This window comes from Aeromonas veronii, from assembly GCF_040215105.1.
GTDB lineage: Bacteria > Pseudomonadota > Gammaproteobacteria > Enterobacterales > Aeromonadaceae > Aeromonas > Aeromonas veronii_G.
In genome coordinates, this window is record NZ_CP157875.1 from 1,146,706 (window position 1) to 1,164,152 (window position 17,447).

The following is a 17,447-nucleotide window of genomic DNA, read 5'->3' on the forward strand; positions in this document are numbered from 1 at the left end:
GGCCTTTTTGTTGCCCGCCAGATGGGGGCTTCCCGAATGGACTTCTCTACCTGACAATTCCGGGCAGGATAAGCGGCTGTTCAAGGCGTTGAACGGCCATGACACAGGGAGTTGTGAAATGCGTTTGCCTGTCTTGCTGCTGGGGGCCAGCCTCGCTCTGCTGGGTGGTTGTGCCAGCTCCAGCCCTACCGTGAAGCTGAATCAGCCACCACGAGAGATCCCCATTGATGAGCTTTGCAACTACTGGGTACAGGAAGGGGAGGTGACGCGATTCTCCGTCCCCGTCAAGAAACGGATGGCCAAGCCGGTGGAAGGCTATGTGGATATTCGCTACCTCATCGATTCCAACGGCAACCTGTTCAGCCCACAGATCCTCGCGGCAGAACCCGCTGGCGTGCTGGAGATAGCAGCGCTGACGGCACTCTCAAAGCTGCGCTACCGGGTGGCCGAGCAGAACCCGGATGCCATTCCGGTGCAGGTGGTGGGGCGCTTCAGTCTCAGGGCCGATCCGCCATGGGAAATGCGATAAGCAGCGCAAAAGCAAACACCCCGGCCTGGCCGGGGTGTTTGTTCAGGGAGGGGGGCCTCACTGCTCCTTGCAGCCGTTGTAGCGGCTCTGCCACTCGCCGGCCTGATCCCGCATCTCCACGAAGCCTTCCTTGCCCTTGTTCCACCAGACCACTTCATGATCATCGGTATAGCGGGCGCCGGAGGCGGACACCGCCTGGGGCAGGGTGTAATCCTTGCCATCCGGCAGGGCCAGTTTGATGAAGTTCAGGCTGTCGTCCGAGAGGGAGAAGTAGCGAACCTGGATTTTTTGGTTCTGTTCGCACAGATAGGTGACGGCATCACCGCCGGTCACTCCCAGCTTGCCGGCACCGAATTCGCAGCCGCTGAGCAGGGTCAATGACCCCATGGCCAGCAACCAGAGCTTGGCGTGTTTCATGTTGAATCCTTGAACGGTGTCATATGGGGTTGAGCCTAACAGGCTCGGGTACAACTGCAACCTTTGAGGGGCGCGGGTGCGTCTAGATGCGTCCGTCCGATGTCCGGTGCGAGGGATAAAAAAACGCCCCGGTAGGCATAGCGGGGCGAAAAGGTGCGCATCCATGAGCAGCAGAAAAAGGGGTCAGTGGCCGAAACGGGTCGCCTCGAAGTGATTCAACAGGCGGTGAAGCAGATAGCAGGCGAGCAGGGTGACGACGATGGAAAACATGATGCTGCTCACCCGATAGAGGGCGCTGAACACCAGGTCATTGCCCGGGGTCAGGTACTGGCCAAACAGGATGCCGAGGGTGGTAAGGGCCCCGAAGCCGACGCCGGAGCCGTTGGCCTCTTTCACATGGGCATGGCTGAACAGCATGGCGCCAAGCCAGAGCAGGGGGGTCACCAGCAGCAGTTGACCTGACCAGTCATAGAGCAGCAGTTGGCCGATGAGGCCGAAGCTGACCCCCAGCAGGGTGCCCATGGCCCGCTTGCGGGCGTAGTCGAGGGCGCCGTTCCAGTGCATGGGAAACAGCAGCAGGAGGGTGGTGGCCTGGGCGGACATGGAGTCACGCAGGTCAAATAGCTGGAACACCATGAACGACAGGGTGGCGATGCTGGCGCCGAGCAGGGCCTCATGTCGCATGCGGTGCGGCGCTTTGGGGGAGGGAACCGGTTTGGGGCGCGGTTCGACATCCGGCAGCAGAGCCGTCATCAGGTAGGCGATGAGTACCGACAGCACGTTGGCCCAGAGATTGCCAAAGATGAGGTCGTTCAAATCGGTCCCCGGGTAGCTGGCAAAGTGCAGCATGATGCTGAGGCTGAGCACGCCGTTGGCGCCAAACAGAAACAGACTTCCCCTGGACATGGCGGCGAAGCGGTAGAGAAACAGCAGGAAGACGATGGGTAGCATCAGGCCGGGATGGCTGCCGAACAGGCCGCCAAGCAGCCCGACCTCCAGCCCGCACATCACCCCGGCGGCGATGAGCTGGCGGGCGGCGTGACCGTTCATCACCGGCACCATACCGAGCAGCAGCATGGGGGTGACGGTGAAGAATACCCCGTTGTTCCAGCCGAAGGCCTTGCACAGCAGGAAGCCGAGCGTGCTGCCGAAGGCGATGCGCAGGCACTGGCGCAGCTCGTTGGTGGTGAGGGGCCTGTGCCAGAGGTTCACGGTTGCCATATCAGTAGATGTAGTGCAGCAGGCTGAGCAGGCGGATCTGGCCACGGGCGAACAGGGCACTGAGGGCGTTGTCCGGCAACAGCTGGACGGTGGCGCGGGCACCAGCCGGCAGATGGGCAGGCAACTGTTCCAGTGCAAGATGCAGGCGCAGGCGCTGGGCATCACGCACCCAGCGATCCGACTCGACGGGGTTGGCCAGCAGACCGTTGGCATCGAACTGGCCGGCACTGACCCCGGCATCCAGGCTGGAGACCCGGGCGGGGTAGAGGCGGCCCGGTTCGCCATCGAAGGCGATCAGGGCCCGGCTGCCGGTGCTGATGTTGCGCAGGCTCTTCTCGCGAAAATCGGCGATCACGTCCACTTGCTCCGATACCAGCGCCAGCAGTGGTGCTCCGGCGGCAGCCACGCTGCCGGGCTTGAGCTGCAGGTTGGTGATGATGCCATCCTGGCTCGCATGCACCTGGCTGTAGGTCAGGTTCAACTCGGCCTGAGCCAGGCGATTGCGGGCCTGGCGCAGCAGCAGGTTGTCATCGCCGGTCAACCCCCGGTTGACGCGGGCTTGTTCCATGCGGGCCTGGCTGGCCAGCAGGTTGGCCTGGGCGGTGCGGGCGGCGCTGTCTGCATCATCTTTTTGCTGCTCGGAGACCATGCGGCGACCATAGAGGGTGTCGATACGGGCGGCTTCCCGCAACTTCTGGGCGGTCTGGGTCTGCAGGGAGCTGTATTCCGCGCTGGCGGCGCTCAAGCTGGCGTCCAGCTGGCGGTTTTGCTGCTCGGCCTGATCCAGGGCGAGGCGAGCCTGCTCCACCGCCAGTTCGAAGGGGACGGGGTCGAGGGCGAACAGCAGATCCCCCTGTTTGACGTGCTGATTATTGGTGACCTTTACCGCTACCACCTTGCCACTGACCTGGGGCGCCATCTTGGTGACGACCCGGGTCGCCATGGCTTGCGGTGTCAGCGGCATCTTGATGTCGGCCAGCAGGAAGTAGCCAAATACCAGCACGAAGCAGGCGCTGGCCCATTTGATCCAGCGCTTGAATTGTTGATCCGGGGTCATCTTATTCTCTCTCGTGGTTCTGGTTGGCAATCTTGTCGAGGGCATTGGCGCTGATGCGGTGGACTATCTCTTCAAACTGCGCCAGCTCTTGCTGGCTGATGCCGGCGAGCAGCTCCTGGCGGATCGTCATGATGCGATCCTCGATATGGTCGAGCAGGGCCTTGCCAGCCGGGGTCAGGGTGACGATACGGGCCCGCTTGTCCTGGTTGCAGCAGTGGCGCTCGATCAGACCCTGCTCTTCGAGCTGACCCAGGGTTCGCATCAGGGAGGGCAGCTCTATCTCGAGAGCTTCCGCCAGCGCCTTCTGGCCGAGGTGGCCACCGAGACGACTGAGTTTCCACAGGGCCGTCCAGCGGGGATGGGTCAGGCCAAGGGGGGCGAGCTCGAGATCGGCCACGGTACGCCACAACCGATGCAACCGCCCCAATCGTTCGGCGAGAGAGAGCTCTCGCAGCATTTCCAGATCCTTTTCCATCTCACCGTCTCACTTACTTAGCCTGCTAAGCATTATATTTGTTTCGCAGGCTAAGTAAATAGTGTGATACAGGTCACGTTAAGGTTTTTGGCGGCAAAACGTGGTAGGTACCCCGAAAATGAGCGCGCATGAGGGATAGAGGGCGGGAGGCACCCCCGCGCCCAATGGTGCTTAAGGTTTCAATGTTTTTATATGGCTTTGCAGGCTTGCTAACCGACAGGAGAGGGAGGGGTCAGTAGAGTGGCGCCACACCACAACGCTGGAGCATAACAATGAAAAACCTCTCTACCCCTCAACTGCAAGCCAAGGCGGCCTGGAGCGATCAGCAGATCGCCGGCATGCCCATGATGATCTTCCTTGGGCTCGCCACCTGCGTGCTGTTCTCGGGCTGGAACGGCTCCCTGCCGCTCGGCATGGTCGGGGCCCTGGCACTGATGTTCGTGCTCGGCACCCTGCTGACCGAGCTTGGTGAGCGCATCCCTCCCATCCGTGAATACCTGGGGGGTGGCACCATACTCGCCATCTTCGGCGGTGCCGCCCTGTTCGAATACGGGATCATGCCGGCGGCGGCGGGTCAGGTCATCACGGGTTTCATGAAGGAGGGGGGCTTTCTGAACTTCTTCATCGCGAGCCTGGTGACCGGCTCTGTGTTCGGCATGAGTGGCGCCCTGCTGAAAAACGCCGCCATGCGTTACCTGCCGGTGATCCTGGGGGGCGTGGTACTGGCGCTGGTCAGTGTCGGCCTGGTGGGCACCCTGCTGGGTTATGGTTTCAAGAATGCCGTGCTGCTCATCGGCCTGCCCATCATGGGAGGTGGCATGGGGGCCGGCGCCGTTCCCCTGGTAGAGATCCTCTCCGGCCCCTTGCAGATGTCGAGCGCCGATCTGCTGTCGCGCATGGTACCGGCCGTGGTCATCGCCAATACCCTGGCCATCCTGGTCGGTTCCCTGCTGGCTCGCCTCGGTCGTCGCTATCCCGCCCTGACCGGCAACGGCAAGCTGATGGTGAATGAAAGCATCGACAACGTGGCCGAGGAGAAGGTCCAGGCGCCGACCCTGGAGAGCCTGGGGCTGGGTCTGTTCATCAGTTCCAGCATGTTTGTGCTGGGCTCCTTGCTCGGCAACTTCATCCCCATGCACCCCTTCGCCCTGATGATCCTGGCCGTGGCCATCATCAAGGTGAGCGGCCTGCTGCCACGCCGCTATGAGCAGGCGGCTGCCGACTGGTACCAGTTCGTGGTGAGCAACCTCACCCCCTCCCTGCTGGTGGGGATCGGGGTCGCCTACACCAGCATTCCCGAGCTCATTGGCGCCTTCTCTCTCAACTACTTCATCATGGTGCTGACCACAGTGGTGGGGGGTGCTCTGGGGGCGGCCATCGTGGGCCGGATGATCGGTTTCTATCCCATCGAGGCGGCCCTCACCGGCGGCCTGTGCATGGCCAACATGGGGGGCACGGGGGACGTCGCCGTGCTGTCGGCTGCCCAGCGCATGAAGCTGATGCCCTTTGCCCAGATCTCTTCCCGTCTTGGGGGCGCCTGCATGCTGATCCTGGCCACCCTTATCATCTCCCTGCTGGCTTGAGGAACAGAACATGAACGACATCATGATGGGCACCAGCCTGCCCTATGCGGAGCGCAAGCGTCAGGGGCTGATGGGGCGCATGCCCCACAAGGAGGAGTCTCTCTCCCAGCAGCGGCGCCGCATCTATCGCCTGGTCAGTGCCATGCAGAGCCCGTTCGATCAACACCTGCTGCTGCGCCAGTTGCAGGAGGACAACCCCGTGCTGTTTTACGATCTGGTACGCCACCACCTGCCGGAGCTCTTGCCCATCATCTACACCCCGGTGGTGGGGGAAGCCTGCCAGCGTCACAGCGATCTCTATCTGCGCAGCCACGGTCTCTATCTCTCCTGGCATGACAGGCACGATCTGGACGACATCTTCGCCGCGGTGGAGCAGGAGGTGGATGTCATCGTCATCTCCGACGGGGAGCGGGTGCTGGGGCTTGGGGATCTGGGCATCGGCGGCATGGGGATCTGCATCGGCAAGCTGGCGCTCTACAGCGCCGCCGGTGGTATCAACCCGGCGCGCACCCTGCCCCTGTGCGTGGATGTGGGAACCAACAACCCCGAGCTCTTGGAGGATGACTCCTACCTCGGCTGGCAGGCCCCCCGGATAGACGGGGAGCACTATTACCTCTTCATGGACAAGGTGGTGGCGGCCATTCGCCAGCGCTGGCCACAAGTGGTGCTGCAGTTCGAGGACTTCGCCGGCAAACATGCGGCCAATCTGCTGGCCCGCTACCGGGACGAGCTCTGCATGTTCAACGACGACATCCAGGGGACGGCGGCGGTGGCCTCCGCCTGCGTGCTGGCGGGGCTGCAGCAGGCGGGCAGCCAGCTCGCCGACACCCCGGTGCTGATCGTGGGCGCGGGCTCGGCGGGATGCGGCATCGCCGCCATGCTGGCCCAGCTGGCGGGCAGCCCGGAGCGGGTCTGGTTGTTCGATCAGTTCGGCCTGGTGTGCCGGGATCGTCCCAATCTGACCCCCACCCAGCAACCCTTCGCCCGCTCACCGGCCGAGGCGTGTGGATCCCTGCCTGAACTGATTCGCCAGTTCAGACCCGGGGTGCTCATCGGGGTGAGCGGTCAGGGGGGGCTGTTCGATGACGAGGTGCTGAGTGCCATCGGGGAGGTGTGCGAGCAGCCGGTGATCCTGCCGCTCTCCAACCCGACCCGCAGCGCCGAGGCGACCCCGACCGAGGTGTGGCAGGCCACGGGGGGACGGGCGCTGCTCGCCACCGGCAGCCCCTTCTCGCCGGTCATGGTGGCGGGTGAGGCGCGGATCGTTTCCCAATGCAACAACGTCTATGTGTTCCCCGGTATCGGCCTCGGCGCCTGCGCGGTCAAGGCGCGGCGGATCAGCGACGGCATGTTGCAGGCGGCGGTGCGGGCGGTCGGCGCCTATCCCCTGACGCCCGGTCGCCTGTTGCCCCCCATCGAGCAGGTGGGGGAGGTGGCCCGGGCCGTGGCCAGGGCGGTGGCACTCTGCGCCCGTGAGGAAGGGCTGGCAGATTTCACTGGCGATCCTGCTCCCATGATTGACCAGACCTGGTGGCGCCCGCACTATTGGTCCGCCTCCTGAGCTTGCAAGGTAACCAGATGAAACTGCGCCACCAATTCGTCGCCCTCTCCCTCGGCCTGTCGTTGCTGCTGATCCTGATCCTGGGAGGGCTGCTCGCCCTCTTCATCCGCCACCTGCTGGAGAGCACCCTGCAGGAGAAGGGAGGGGATCTGGCCCGGGTGCTGGCGGCAGACAGCCGGGTGGTGCAAGCCCTGCAACTGGGACGGGATCCGGGCCTTCGGGACTATGTGGAAGGGGTGCGGCTGCGCACCGATGCCGCCTACATGGTGGTGACCGACGAGCATGCCAGGCGCCTGAGTCACCCCTCCCCCGAGCTCATCGGCCAGATTTTTCGCGGGGAGGATATCTGGCCGGCCATCCAGGATCTGCGCAGCTACTGCTCCAAGGATGTCGGCACCCTGGGGCCGGCCATCCGCTGCTTCTCCCCCGTCATCGGTGGGGATGGCCGTGCCATCGGTGCCGTGGCGGTGGGTTACCTGATGCAGACGGTGGAGGGCATCTACCTTGAGCGCATCGCCCTGCTCCTCAGCGCCATCGGCGCCGTGCTGGGCTGTGGTCTGCTGCTGGCGTTCTGGCTGCAACACCTGCTGCGGCGCACCCTGCTGGATCTGGAGCCGGAGACCATTGTCAACCGCTTCGCCCAGCAGGATCTGGTGCTGGAGGGGATCTCCGAGGGGATAGTGGCCCTGGATGGCCAGTTCAGGATCAAGATGCTCAACAGCGCCGCGTTCTATCAGTTGCGGCTGCCGGGCACCGGTCGTCATGCCCTGCTGGGGCAATCCCTGGCCGAGCTGGCGCCGGCCCTGCTGCCGACCCTCAACCAACAGGGGAGTGTGCAGTTTACCGTGCAGGGGGAGGATTTCGTCGGTCACTGGCAGGAGCTGAGCGGCCGCGAGCCCGGACGCATGCTCATCTTCAGTCGGCCGGACGGCACCGGCAGCCTGGGGGTGCAGGTGACCCACCTGCGCCAGTATGCGGAGATGCTGCGCATCCAGACCCACGAGTTTGCCAACAAGCTCAGCAGCCTGTCGGGTCTGCTGCAGCTCGGCCACGTGGAGCAGGCGGTGGAGCTCATCCAGCAGGAGAACGAGGCGTGCCAGAACATGCTGCAGGATCTGCTGCGAACGGTGGAGAACAAACCGGTAGCCGGCCTCATCCTCGGCAAGTTCAGCCGGGCGCGGGAGCTCGGGGTCGAGTTGGTGCTGGACTCCGGCTCGGCCCTCGGGGAGTACCCGGCGGAGGTGTCGGCGGATCTCATCACCTGCATCGGCAACCTGCTGGACAACGGCATCCGCGCCGCCTGGGCCAACCGCCAGCAGCGGGAGCCCAGGGTGTTCCTCTCTCTCGATGACTTCGGCCGCCGGCTGGTGATCGAGGTGGAGGACAGCGGCGAGGGGGTGGACGAGGCGCTGGCGGATCATCTGTTCGACTACGGGGTGAGCCGCCAGACCGGCGATCATGGCGTGGGTCTCTTTCTGGTCAAGAAGACAGTGGCTCGTCGTGGGGGTGTGATAGAATGGCGGCGCACCGCCGAACAGACCACATTGTTTGGTATCTATTTGAATAAAAACCAATTGGTGTGAGTCATGAAGCCAATCTTCACGCTTATTATCGAGGACGACGAGCGGATCGGCGCCATCCTTGGCGAGCTGGTCGGATCGACCGCGGGTTACTCCTTGCTGGGACGGGCCGAGAGCCTGGCCCAGGCCGACCTCATGATGCGGGCCACCGAGCCCCAACTGCTGATCGTCGACATCTCCCTGCCCGATGGCTCCGGGCTGGAGTGGGTCAACCGCTTGCGCAACCACAACCGGGAGGTGTTCGTGGTCATGGTCACCGCCTCCTGCGACGTGGAGACCATACAGCAGGCCCTGAACCTGGGCGTGCAGGACTACATCATCAAGCCGCTGCGGCTGTTTCGCATCCAGCAGAGTCTCGACGAGATCCTCACCCTGCATCGGCGCCTGTGCGAGCGCGGCCTGCTGGAGCAGAGCGATCTGGACCGGCTGATGGGCAAGGGGCGGATCCAGCCGCGGGAGGTGCGCGACACCCCCAAGGGCATCGACGCCATCACCTTGCGTCAGGTGCTGGAATTGCTGGCGGGGGAGCCGGATACCTCTTTCTCCACCGATGCGGTGGCCCTGCGCCTCTCCCTCAGCCGTACCACGGCGCGCCGTTATCTGGAGTTTCTGGAGTCCGAGGACAAGCTGGACGTGGATCTCAACTACGGTCAGCGCGGCCGGCCGGAGCGCCGTTATCACTGGCGCCGCGCCGGTTAGGGGCACGGGGAACACGCCGGGTGAGCCAGGAGCCGGGCGGATTTGCCACCCTCAGCATGAAAAACAACAAGGGAGCCTCGGCTCCCTTGTTGTTTCTGGTTTTTGGCAGCATGTTGCACTGCCTCACTTCAGTATGGTGGAATTCACCACTGCCTAGGCTTCTTCCAGCAGGGGAGTGCGTCTGCGAGGCTTGATCTGGGAGAACATAACCCCGCCGAGAATGAGGCCGCCGCCGAGCAGGTGGTAGCCGTGAATGGGTTCCCCCAGGCTGGTGACGGCGATCATGGCGGTGAACAGCGGGATCAGGTTCATGAACACCGAGGTGCGCTCGGCCCCGAGGCTGGCGAGCCCCCGCATCCAGCAGTAGGCCGCGAGCAGGGAGGAGGCGATGCCGGCGAACAGCACCATGCTCCAGCCTTCCCGTGGCACCACCAGGGAATCGGCGGACAGGGCGACCGGGATGAGCAGCAGCACCGCCAGCAGGATCTGCACATAGAGGTTGAGCCAGGGGCCGAATGGCAACTGCCAGCGGCGGATCAGGAGGCCATAGAGCGCATAGCTGGCGGCCCCCAGCAGCATCATGCCATCCCCCGGGTTGATACCGTTGTGCAGCAGCGTCAGGGGCCGGCCCTGGCTCAGCAGCCAGAACACTCCGAACAGGGAGACGCTCATGCCCGCGATCGCCTGCTTGCCGGGCTTCTGGCCGAAGAAACAGGCACTGATCAGCAGGGTCAGCAGTGGCAGCAATGAGCCGATGACCCCCATGTTGGTGGCCGAGGTGCTGTGGGCGGCGTAGTAGGCCAGGCACTGATAGAGCACCATGCCGAGCAGGGAGAGCACCAGCAGCTTGCCGAGCCAGGGCCTGAATTCGGCCCGGCGGCGCCAGAGCTGGGGCAGACAGAAGGGCGACAGGGTCAGGGCGGCGAGCACCCAGCGATAGAAGGAGATGGCGGCGGGATCGACCACGCCGGCCGCGGCCTTGGAGACCACGGTATTGGTGGCCCAGATCAGCACCGCCATCAGCGGGAAGAGAAGGGGGGAGAAGAGTCGCATGGAAGGCTCCTTGGTATCAGGGGCCCAGTCTACCCTTGTCTTTCTATTATCAAGTAACGTAAAACTGACATTCTATCCCGCAGAAAGGACAACCCGCCGCGCCCGCCGAAGTGGGGAGGTCATACGCGGGACGGCCGCCTTATCCAGCCAGGACGATGAATCATGGTGCACCACTACCACAGCCGGGATCTCGCGCTGCCCGAGCCCAATCCCCTCTATCTGCGCTATCAGCAGATCCAGGCCGACAGCGCCTGCGCGCCCCACAGCCACCCCTGGGGCCAGCTCAGCATGATCAGCCTCGGGGTGATGGAGATCGTGCTGGACGAGCAGCGACTGGTGGCCCCGGCGGACTACCTCATCTGGGTGCCCGCCAATCTGGAGCACGCCTCCTACAACCAGCAGGCACTGGCCTACACCTCCATCTATGTCAATCAGCCCCTGGCCGCCCGCCTGCCCACTGAGCCCAGGCTGCTGGAGATGACGCCGCTCATCCGGGCCCTGCTGGCGGATTTCTGCGAGCGAAAACTGGGCCACATGGAGAACGACTGGGACAGACGCCAGGCCGAGCTGCTCATCGAGAAACTGGCCCACACCCGCTGCCAGGAGAGCTTCCTGCCCATGAGTCAGGACAAGCTGCTGGCTCCCATGCTGGCGGCCCTGCGCAGCGATCCCGCAGACGGGCGCACCCTGGCCCAGTGGGCGGAGCAGTTGCACAGCACCGAGCGCACCCTGGCCCGGCGCTGCGTGCGGGAGCTCGGCATGAACTTCGGCCAGTGGCGGGGGCGGCTGCGGCTGTTGAAGGCCCTGGCCTGGCTCAAGGGGGAGCTCCCCATCCAGGAGATCGGCTGGCGCCTCGGCTATGGCTCCACCTCCGCCTTCATCGCCATGTTCAACCGGGAATTGGGCTGCTCCCCCCAGCGTTACCGCCAGCAGCTGGGCATTGAGCGGTAAGGTATGAAGCGGGCAGCAGGGGGATCAAAAAGGGCGCCAGCGGCGCCCTTGTCGTGTCAGACAGGTTTCATCAGAAGAAGCCCAGCGGATTGATGTCGTGGCTCACCAGCAGGTTCTTGGTGTTCTGGTAGTGATCCAGCATCATCTTGTGGGTCTCGCGGCCGATGCCTGACTTCTTGTAGCCACCGAAGGCGGCGTGAGCCGGGTAGGCGTGGTAGCAGTTGATCCAGACCCGACCGGCCTGGATGCCGCGGCCCATGCGCCAGGCCAGGTTGCCGTCCCGGGTCCAGAGCCCGGCACCCAGCCCGTACTGGGTGTCGTTGGCGATGGTCAGGGCCTCGGCCTCATCCTTGAAGGTGGTGACCCCGAGGGCCGGCCCGAAGATCTCCTCCTGGAATACCCGCATCTTGTTCTGACCCTGGAAGATGGTGGGCTGGATGTAGAAGCCCCCCTCCAGCCCGCTCACCCGGGCGGCGTTGCCACCGATCAGCATTTTCGCCCCCTCGCCACGGCCGATCTCCATGTAACTCAGGATCTTGTCGTACTGCTCCCGGGAGACCTGGGCCCCCACCTGGGTCGCGGTGTCGAGGGGATTGCCCTGCACTATGGTGCGGGCACGGGCCAGCACGCGATCCATGAAGTCGTCGTAGATACTCGCCTGCACCAGGGCGCGGGAGGGACAGGTGCACACCTCCCCCTGGTTGAAGAAGGTCATCAGCATGCCCTCCACCGCCTTGTCGATGTACTGGCTCTCGTGCTGCATCACATCGGCGAAGTAGATGTTGGGAGACTTGCCACCGAGCTCCACGGTGGAGGGGATCAGCTTCTCGGCGGCGCAGCGCAGGATATGGGCGCCAATTTCGGTCGAACCGGTGAAGGCGAGCTTCTGGATCCGGTCGCTGGTGGCCAGCGCCTGCCCCGCCTCGGGCCCGAAGCCGTTGACCACGTTGACCACGCCGGGGGGCAAGATGTCCTGGATGAGATCCATCAGCAGCATGATGGTGACCGGGGTCTGTTCGGCGGGTTTGAGTACGCTGCAGCAGCCCGCCGCCAGCACGGGAGCCAGCTTCCAGGCCGCCATCAGCAGGGGGAAGTTCCAGGGGATGATCTGGCCGACCACGCCGATGGGCTCCTTGAAGTGGTAGCTGACGGTGTTCTGATCCAGCTCGGCGGCGGAGCCCTCCTGGGCGCGGATGCAACCGGCGAAGTAGCGGAAATGATCCACCACCAGGGGCAGGTCGGCGGCCAGGGTCTCGCGCACCGCCTTGCCGTTCTCCCAGGTCTCGGCGACGGCGAGGCGTTCGATGTTCTGCTCGATGCGATCGGCGATGCGCAGCAGCAGGTTGCTGCGCTCGGTGACGCTGGTCTTGCTCCAGCTGGCAAAGGCCTTGTGGGCCGCATCCAGCGCCAGCTCGACGTCGGCGGCATCGGAGCGGGCCACCTCGCAGAACACCCGGCCATCGACGGGGGAGACATTCTCGAAGTAGCGCCCGGCGCGGGGGGCTACCCAGTCGCCACCGATGAAGTTGTCGTAACGGGACTTGAAGCTGACCAGGGCGCCTGCCTGGCCGGGGGCTGTGTAGATCATCGTGTTTTCCTTGATGTGTGTGGTCCTGACCGGCCCGTTCAGGAGCCGGTTGCCTGCCGACTGTCGCAAGGGACGTGCCAGTGGGTCTGACCAGCGGTGCAAAAGTTACAAAAACGTTACCAATCAGGGCGTGGCGGCGTATCTTGATTAACCGGAGATCCCGAACTTGCCGGGGTGGCTGTGCCGTTTCTGGACAGTTGACCCCGCCACCGTACCGTTTGTGAACAGGAGGCCAGATGCGCGAATCCCCCATGTCCAGCCCCATCCAACGCTCCTGGCAGCGCTGTCTGCACCAGGGGCTCAGCCGTCAGCAGAGTGCCGAGCTGGATCTCCTGCCCCAGGGGGAGTTGTCGGCCCGGCTGGAGGCGAGCCGGGAGCTGATTGCCTGCTTCCAGCGCTTCGTGCTGCCCCTTTTTGCCCAGTTGCTGGCGGGGCGTCCCTGCCGCTTGCTGCTGTGCGACGCCGAGGGGGCCATACTGGCCGCCAGCGGGGATGAGGGGTTCGCCCGTCACGCCGAACGCATCTTCCTGCGCAGTGGCGCCCGCTGGGGGGAGGCGAGCAAGGGGACCAACGCCATCGGCACGGCGCTGGCCGAGCAGAGCGAGGTGCAGGTGCTGGGGGCCCAGCACTTCTTCGCCCAGCACAGCAGCCTCAGTTGCAGTGCCTGTCCCCTGCTCGGGCCGGACGGTACCCTGCTCGGGGTGCTGGACGTCTCCAGCGATGCGGCCCACCACGATGGCGACATGCTGGGCACGGTGCGGCTCTTGGCCATGACCCTCGAGAACGCCTTGCTGGCTCGCAAGGGGGGCTGGCTGGTGGATCTCGATCCCCAGAGTCTCTGGTCCGCCCGCCTGCTGCTGGGGGAGTCGGGAGAGTTGCTCGGTGCCAACCGGGCGGGGCGACTCTGGTTGGGCCAGCACTTCTTCGATGGCGCGCAACTGCTGCGGGAGGGACGCGGTCTGCGGCTCGAGGCTCCGGCCATGCCCAGAACGGTCGTGATCCCGCCCGCCGGGGGCGTGCCCCTCAAGATGCTGGAACGTGGCATCCCCCTGCTCGTGGAGGGGGAGACCGGCAGCGGCAAGGAGTACCTGGTGCGCGCGCTGCATGACCAGTCGAGTCGGCGAGAGAGGCCTCTGGTGTGCGTCAACTGTGGCGCCCTGCCAGCAGATCTGGTTGAGGCCGAGTTGTTCGGGTATGTGGGAGGCGCCTTCAGCGGGGCGCGCAATCAGGGCAGCCAGGGGTATGTGCGGGCCGCCCACGGCGGCATCCTGATGCTGGACGAAATCGGGGAGTTGCCCCTGCCGGCCCAGACCCGGCTGCTGCGGGTGCTGCAGGAACGCAGTGTGACGCCGGTTGGCAGCCACAGGCCCGAGCCGGTGGACTTCTGGCTGGTCTGCGCCAGCCACCGGGATCTGGCGGCCATGGTGCAGACGGGGGACTTTCGGGAGGATCTCTATTATCGCATCAGCGGCTGGCGCCAAGAGGTGACGCCGCTGCGCGCCCGCCCGCACGCTGAGCGCAGCGCCCTGATGAGTCAGCTGATCGGTGAGATGGATGCCTCACTGCGCCTGGATGATGCCGCGTTGCAGCAACTGCTGGCCCACCCGCTGCCCGGCAACGTGCGACAGCTCAAGCAGGTGCTGGAGGTGGCTTGCGTGCTGGCGGAGGGGCAGGGGGTGATCACCCCGGCTCATCTGCATCTGCCTGCAACCGATCCGGGGATGGGGGGCGCGCCGGAGACGACGCTGCGCAGCCAGAGCCGGCGGCAGGCGCAGCAGACGCTGGCACTGTGTGGGGGTAATCTGAGCGAGGCGGCGCGGCGCCTCGGGGTCAGCCGTACTACCCTCTATCGGCTGCTGAAAGAGGAGGGCTGAGGGTGTTGTCACGCACGACCAGGCTTGTGTAGACTGGTGGGGTAAATTGATGTTTTCCCTTATTTTTCCATGACATGGAGTGTGCGTGGTGAATATGTCCCCAGACTGATGGCGTGCAAGAGCACTCTCTCCTGTGCCTGTTTCGGGCGCGTGTAATAACACTCTGGAAGGGGTTGGATCAATGTGTGATCCCTTGACCGAGTGTACTGTCGTGGTTCCAGCTAGGTGTGATGACGATGATCCCCTCCTACTTCCGCGTGACCAATCTGTTGTTCTGGTTCCTGTTGGCCCTCAGCGTGCTGGCGATCCTGTTGTTTGAATTTGGCCCCGAACGGCGGTTGGATATCCTCGCCAGCACCGAGTTCTCAGCCAAGGGGCAGGACGACCGCGCTCATGGCGGCCAATCCATCACCACCCTGATTCCTGACAACAGGGTCCCGACCATAGACTGCAAGTTGCGGCCGGGATATGAGTACCCCTTCTGTGAGCTGATCCTGACCCTGACCCAACCGGAGGCGGGGATCGACCTCTCCCTCTTCAGCGGGATGCGGGTCAAGCTGGCGGCCAGTGGGGAGCATCCCCAGGTCTGGCGCTTCTATCTTCGTAACTACGACCCCAGCTATTCGATCCCGGGAGACGATACTTCCCACAAGTTCAACGAGGTGATGTTCCGTCCCAACGACTATGGGGTCGTGCAGGATGTGCCGCTCGATGTGTTCGCTCCCAGTTCCTGGTGGGTGCAGCAGTACAATATCCCGCTGGCCCAGCAGGGGCCGGATCTGCAGCATGTCTATGCCATCGAGCTGGCCTCGGGGGATCGCATGTTGCCGGGAGACTATCGACTGAGTCTGGAACAGATGGAGTTCTATGGCCGTTGGGGCAAACCGGGGAACTTCTATCGCTATCTGCTGATGAGCTGGCTGGCCTACGGCATCTTGCTGTTTCTGATGCAGTACCTGCTGGTGGGGGACAAGCTGCGCAAGGCGAAGGCGGCGCGACTGGCGGCCGAGGCCCTCAGCCAGAGCCTCAGCGAGCAGAATCGGCGCACCGAAGAGGAGGCCCGCTACGATCCCCTGACCGGTGCCCTCAATCGCCTCGGCGGCGAGAAGCTGCTCGGGGAGCTTGGCGAGATGCCGCTCTCCTTCATCTATATCGACATCGACCATTTCAAGCACGTCAATGACGCTCACGGCCACCCCATGGGGGACGAGGTCCTCAAGCACATGGTGAGCGAGGTGCTGCGTCACTGTGACAACCTGTGCCGGTTGGTGCGCTGGGGCGGGGAGGAGTTCGTGCTGGTCTGCCTGCACTATGAACAAGCCCGTGCCGTGGCGCTGGCCGAGCGGATCCGGCAGGCCATCGAGGCCTATGGCGACTGGCCGCTCGGACTCAAGGTTACGGCCTCTTTCGGGGTGGCGGAGCGACGCGGCGATCCCCTGGAGAGGACCCTGAAGCGGGCCGACGAGGCGCTCTATCAGGCCAAGAAACGGGGGCGCAACCGGGTCGAAGTGGAATAGCGGGTGGAAAAACCGTTATGCTCCGCGGCCCGGGCCCTCGTGCCCACCCTTATCTGACGAGGAGTCTTCATGCCGCACTCTCTGGGGGCCTTGACCCTGCTGGTGGCCGATTACGACGAGGCGATCGCCTTCTTCACCCAGGGGCTGGATTTTGCCCTGCTGGAAGACAGCCGACTGGATGAGCCGGGCAAACCGGGCAAGCGTTGGGTGCGGGTCGCCCCCAAGGGGGCCCCCGGTTCGGCCCTGCTACTGGCTCGCGCCGCCACTCCCGAGCAAGAGGCCGCCATCGGTCGCCAGGGAGGAGGCCGGGTGTTCCTGTTCCTCGAGACCCATGACTTCTGGGCAGATTACCGCCGCATGCAGGAATATGGTGTCCAGTTTTGTGAAGAGCCGCGTCTCGAATCCTATGGCACCGTGGTGGTGTTCGAGGACATCAGCGGCAATCGCTGGGATCTGCTGCAACGGGCTGCTGCCACCTGAATCTGAAAACGTTTATTATCCCGCCTGTCATAAAGTCATAAAAGTGTCACAGAAAGTTCTAATAATTGGCGCACCCATCTTCACAGAGGAGAGAGAAGGGATATGGCTAAGCGAATTCTGGTGGTCGAGGACGAGGCACCCATCCGCGAAATGCTCTGCTTCGTGCTCGAGCAGAAAGGATATGAGACCGTTGAGGCGGAAGATTATGCCGATGGACTGGCGAAGGTGCGCGAACCCTACCCCGAACTCATCGTGCTGGACTGGATGATGCCAGGTGGCAGTGGCATCCAGTTCATCAAGCAGCTCAAGCAGGATGAGGTGACCCGCCAGATCCCGGTGGTGATGCTGACTGCCCGTGGCGAGGAAGAGGACAAGGTGCGGGGACTGGAGGCGGGGGCCGACGACTACATCACCAAGCCCTTCTCCCCCAAGGAGCTGACCGCCCGCCTGCATGCGGTGATGCGCCGGGTCTCCCCGACCTCGGTGGACGAGGTGATCGAGGTGCAGGGGCTCAAACTGGATCCGGTTTCCCACCGGGTCAGTGCCGAGGAGAAGGCGCTGGACATGGGCCCGACCGAGTTCAAGTTGCTGCACTTCTTCATGACGCACCCGGAGCGGGTCTACAGCCGCGAGCAGTTGCTCAACAACGTCTGGGGAACCAATGTCTATGTGGAAGACAGAACCGTGGACGTGCACATCCGCCGTCTGCGCAAGGCCATCGAAGAGACGGGACACGACAGACTGATCCAGACGGTGCGTGGGGCCGGATACCGCTTCTCCACCCGTCTCTAGGGACCCGATGTGGCAATCTCATTCGCTGTCATGGAAGGGATGAGGTTGCAACACTGCGCCAGCTGGCGCG

At 64.0% G+C, this 17,447-nt stretch carries 16 protein-coding genes; 10 read left to right on the plus strand and 6 right to left on the minus strand.

The window, feature by feature from the left end:
• Positions 1-118 precede the first annotated feature (118 nt).
• On the plus strand, positions 119-529 hold the full coding sequence (locus tag ABNP46_RS05450; RefSeq protein WP_349921410.1) for an energy transducer TonB: 411 nt from the start codon (positions 119-121) through the stop codon (positions 527-529).
• Between the two features lie 57 nt (positions 530-586).
• Here the strand turns inward: ABNP46_RS05450 and ABNP46_RS05455 are convergent, their stop codons facing one another.
• The 4 genes from ABNP46_RS05455 to slyA all read right to left on the minus strand — a co-directional run bounded on the left by ABNP46_RS05455 (position 587) and on the right by slyA (position 3,699).
• Positions 587-946: an MliC family protein gene (locus ABNP46_RS05455; RefSeq protein WP_349921411.1), complete on the minus strand. Its 360-nt coding sequence runs from the start codon at positions 944-946 to the stop codon at positions 587-589.
• Positions 947-1,129: 183 nt separating this feature from the next.
• On the minus strand, positions 1,130-2,158 hold the full coding sequence (locus ABNP46_RS05460; protein ID WP_349922391.1) for a DUF2955 domain-containing protein: 1,029 nt from the start codon (positions 2,156-2,158) through the stop codon (positions 1,130-1,132).
• Positions 2,159-2,168: 10 nt separating this feature from the next.
• The gene (locus ABNP46_RS05465; RefSeq protein ID WP_349921412.1) at positions 2,169-3,224 is read right to left on the minus strand and encodes an HlyD family secretion protein; all 1,056 of its coding nucleotides are present in this window, start codon (positions 3,222-3,224) and stop codon (positions 2,169-2,171) included.
• 1 nt (position 3,225) lies between these two features.
• The gene (gene slyA / locus ABNP46_RS05470) at positions 3,226-3,699 is read right to left on the minus strand and encodes a transcriptional regulator SlyA (RefSeq protein WP_349921413.1); all 474 of its coding nucleotides are present in this window, start codon (positions 3,697-3,699) and stop codon (positions 3,226-3,228) included.
• Positions 3,700-3,971: 272 nt separating this feature from the next.
• Between slyA and ABNP46_RS05475 the strand changes: the two genes are divergently transcribed.
• The 4 genes from ABNP46_RS05475 to ABNP46_RS05490 are packed head-to-tail and all read left to right on the plus strand — an operon-like array spanning position 3,972 to position 9,122.
• On the plus strand, positions 3,972-5,282 hold the full coding sequence (locus ABNP46_RS05475) for a 2-hydroxycarboxylate transporter family protein (RefSeq protein WP_349921414.1): 1,311 nt from the start codon (positions 3,972-3,974) through the stop codon (positions 5,280-5,282).
• A 10-nt stretch (positions 5,283-5,292) separates the two neighbouring features.
• The gene (locus ABNP46_RS05480) at positions 5,293-6,843 is read left to right on the plus strand and encodes an NAD-dependent malic enzyme (RefSeq protein WP_349921415.1); all 1,551 of its coding nucleotides are present in this window, start codon (positions 5,293-5,295) and stop codon (positions 6,841-6,843) included.
• 17 nt (positions 6,844-6,860) lie between these two features.
• The gene (locus ABNP46_RS05485; RefSeq protein ID WP_349921416.1) at positions 6,861-8,426 is read left to right on the plus strand and encodes a sensor histidine kinase; all 1,566 of its coding nucleotides are present in this window, start codon (positions 6,861-6,863) and stop codon (positions 8,424-8,426) included.
• A gap of 3 nt (positions 8,427-8,429) precedes the next feature.
• Complete coding sequence (locus ABNP46_RS05490) at positions 8,430-9,122, plus strand: response regulator (RefSeq protein ID WP_349921417.1); 693 nt, start codon at positions 8,430-8,432, stop codon at positions 9,120-9,122.
• A 153-nt stretch (positions 9,123-9,275) separates the two neighbouring features.
• Here the strand turns inward: ABNP46_RS05490 and ABNP46_RS05495 are convergent, their stop codons facing one another.
• Positions 9,276-10,175 (minus strand): DMT family transporter, encoded by a 900-nt coding sequence (locus ABNP46_RS05495; protein ID WP_349921418.1) that lies wholly within the window; start codon positions 10,173-10,175, stop codon positions 9,276-9,278.
• 162 nt (positions 10,176-10,337) lie between these two features.
• Here ABNP46_RS05495 and ABNP46_RS05500 point away from each other — a divergent pair, with 162 nt between their 5' ends.
• On the plus strand, positions 10,338-11,126 hold the full coding sequence (locus ABNP46_RS05500; RefSeq protein WP_434476179.1) for an AraC family transcriptional regulator: 789 nt from the start codon (positions 10,338-10,340) through the stop codon (positions 11,124-11,126).
• Between the two features lie 70 nt (positions 11,127-11,196).
• Here ABNP46_RS05500 and exaC read toward each other — a convergent pair whose 3' ends face one another.
• Positions 11,197-12,714, minus strand: a complete 1,518-nt coding sequence (gene exaC, locus ABNP46_RS05505; RefSeq protein ID WP_349921419.1) for an acetaldehyde dehydrogenase ExaC — start codon at positions 12,712-12,714, stop codon at positions 11,197-11,199.
• 236 nt (positions 12,715-12,950) lie between these two features.
• Between exaC and ABNP46_RS05510 the strand changes: the two genes are divergently transcribed.
• The 4 genes from ABNP46_RS05510 to phoB all read left to right on the plus strand — a co-directional run bounded on the left by ABNP46_RS05510 (position 12,951) and on the right by phoB (position 17,377).
• Positions 12,951-14,588 (plus strand): sigma-54-dependent Fis family transcriptional regulator, encoded by a 1,638-nt coding sequence (locus tag ABNP46_RS05510; protein WP_349921420.1) that lies wholly within the window; start codon positions 12,951-12,953, stop codon positions 14,586-14,588.
• A gap of 236 nt (positions 14,589-14,824) precedes the next feature.
• The gene (locus ABNP46_RS05515; RefSeq protein WP_349921421.1) at positions 14,825-16,105 is read left to right on the plus strand and encodes a GGDEF domain-containing protein; all 1,281 of its coding nucleotides are present in this window, start codon (positions 14,825-14,827) and stop codon (positions 16,103-16,105) included.
• A 69-nt stretch (positions 16,106-16,174) separates the two neighbouring features.
• Positions 16,175-16,585: a VOC family protein gene (locus tag ABNP46_RS05520; protein ID WP_349921422.1), complete on the plus strand. Its 411-nt coding sequence runs from the start codon at positions 16,175-16,177 to the stop codon at positions 16,583-16,585.
• Positions 16,586-16,687: 102 nt separating this feature from the next.
• Entirely contained in the window at positions 16,688-17,377 is a 690-nt protein-coding gene (phoB, locus tag ABNP46_RS05525; protein ID WP_041206225.1) for a phosphate regulon transcriptional regulator PhoB, read from the plus strand.
• Positions 17,378-17,447 lie beyond the last annotated feature (70 nt).

Bases quoted from the DNA above. Each gene is read 5' to 3' on its own strand.
- ABNP46_RS05450 (WP_349921410.1), top strand. From the start codon at position 119: ATGCGTTTGCCTGTCTTGCTGCTGGGGGCCAGCCTCGCTCTGCTGGGT.
- ABNP46_RS05455 (WP_349921411.1), bottom strand. From the start codon at position 946: ATGAAACACGCCAAGCTCTGGTTGCTGGCCATGGGGTCATTGACCCTG.
- ABNP46_RS05465 (WP_349921412.1), bottom strand. From the start codon at position 3,224: ATGACCCCGGATCAACAATTCAAGCGCTGGATCAAATGGGCCAGCGCC.
- slyA (WP_349921413.1), bottom strand. From the start codon at position 3,699: ATGGAAAAGGATCTGGAAATGCTGCGAGAGCTCTCTCTCGCCGAACGA.
- ABNP46_RS05475 (WP_349921414.1), top strand. From the start codon at position 3,972: ATGAAAAACCTCTCTACCCCTCAACTGCAAGCCAAGGCGGCCTGGAGC.
- ABNP46_RS05480 (WP_349921415.1), top strand. From the start codon at position 5,293: ATGAACGACATCATGATGGGCACCAGCCTGCCCTATGCGGAGCGCAAG.
- ABNP46_RS05485 (WP_349921416.1), top strand. From the start codon at position 6,861: ATGAAACTGCGCCACCAATTCGTCGCCCTCTCCCTCGGCCTGTCGTTG.
- ABNP46_RS05490 (WP_349921417.1), top strand. From the start codon at position 8,430: ATGAAGCCAATCTTCACGCTTATTATCGAGGACGACGAGCGGATCGGC.
- ABNP46_RS05495 (WP_349921418.1), bottom strand. From the start codon at position 10,175: ATGCGACTCTTCTCCCCCCTTCTCTTCCCGCTGATGGCGGTGCTGATC.
- ABNP46_RS05500 (WP_434476179.1), top strand. From the start codon at position 10,338: ATGGTGCACCACTACCACAGCCGGGATCTCGCGCTGCCCGAGCCCAAT.
- exaC (WP_349921419.1), bottom strand. From the start codon at position 12,714: ATGATCTACACAGCCCCCGGCCAGGCAGGCGCCCTGGTCAGCTTCAAG.
- ABNP46_RS05510 (WP_349921420.1), top strand. From the start codon at position 12,951: ATGCGCGAATCCCCCATGTCCAGCCCCATCCAACGCTCCTGGCAGCGC.
- ABNP46_RS05515 (WP_349921421.1), top strand. From the start codon at position 14,825: ATGATCCCCTCCTACTTCCGCGTGACCAATCTGTTGTTCTGGTTCCTG.
- ABNP46_RS05520 (WP_349921422.1), top strand. From the start codon at position 16,175: ATGCCGCACTCTCTGGGGGCCTTGACCCTGCTGGTGGCCGATTACGAC.
- phoB (WP_041206225.1), top strand. From the start codon at position 16,688: ATGGCTAAGCGAATTCTGGTGGTCGAGGACGAGGCACCCATCCGCGAA.